1 protein-coding gene is annotated in these 1,125 nt (G+C 64.5%); it reads left to right on the forward strand.

Going from position 1 to position 1,125, the window contains the following annotated elements; all coding sequences use genetic code 11:
* Positions 1 to 13: 13 nt before the first annotated feature.
* Positions 14 to 1,125, forward strand: a 1,112-nt coding sequence (locus ABCR83_RS32650) for a KR domain-containing protein (RefSeq protein ID WP_462698889.1), incomplete at its 3' end; no start/stop codon positions are given.

A 1,125-nucleotide genomic window follows, 5' to 3' on the forward strand; every position in this document is an offset into this window, starting at 1 on the left:
GGGGGGTCGGGGTGTGGATGTGGTGTTGAACAGTTTGACGGGTGAGTTTGTTGATGCGTCGTTGCGGTTGTTGGGTGCGGGGGGGCGGTTTTTGGAGATGGGGAAGACGGATGTGCGGGATCCGGCTTGGGTTGCTGGGGTGTATCCGGGGGTTGAGTACCGGGTGTTCGATCTGGTGGGGGATGCGGGTGCGGATCGTATCGGGGAGATGTTTGCGCGGGTGGGTGAGTTGTTTGGTGAGGGGGTTTTGCGTCCGTTGCCGGTGGGGGTGTGGCCGTTGTCGCGGGCGCGTGAGGCGTTGCGTTTTATGAGCCAGGCCCGGCATACGGGCAAGCTCGTCCTGGATGTCCCCGCAGCTTTGGATCCGGAGGGGACTGTTCTGGTGACGGGTGGTACGGGGGTGTTGGGTGGTTTGGTGGCCGAGCATCTGGTGCGGGCGTGGGGGGTTCGGCATGTGGTGTTGGCCAGTCGTCGTGGTGCTGGTGCGCCGGGTGCGGGTGAGTTGGTGGCGCGGTTGAGGGGTTTGGGTGCTGAGGTGTGCGTGGAGGCGGTTGATGTGGGTGATCGGGATGCGGTGGTGGGTTTGGTGGCGGGTGTTGATCCGGGGCATCCGTTGACGGGGGTGGTTCATGCGGCGGGGGTGGTTGATGATGCGGTGGTGGGGTCGCAGTCGCCGGAGGGGTTGGCGCGGGTGTGGGGGGCGAAGGCGGGTGCGGCGGAGAGTTTGCATGTGGCGACGGCGGGTTTGCGGTTGGCGTTTTTTGTGGTGTTTTCTTCGGTGGCGGGGGTGTTGGGGAGTCCGGGGCAGGCGAATTATGCGGCGGCGAATGCTTTTTGTGATGCGTTGATGGTTCGTCGTAGGGCTGGGGGGTTGCCGGGGGTGTCGGTGGGGTGGGGGTTGTGGGATGCGGTGGGTGGGATGACGGGTGGTCTGGGTGGTGTTGATCGTGCGCGGATGGGTCGTGCTGGTGTCCGGCCGTTGGGCAGTGAGCAGGCTCTGGCTCTCCTGGATGCTGCTATTGAGCATGGCCGTCCCCATCTGGTGGCGATGAACCTTGATATCGACACCCTCAACAGCCAGCCCTCGTCCACCTTCCCCGCCCTCCTACGAAACCTCACAAGCGG

The organism is Streptomyces xingningensis (genome assembly GCF_054957865.1).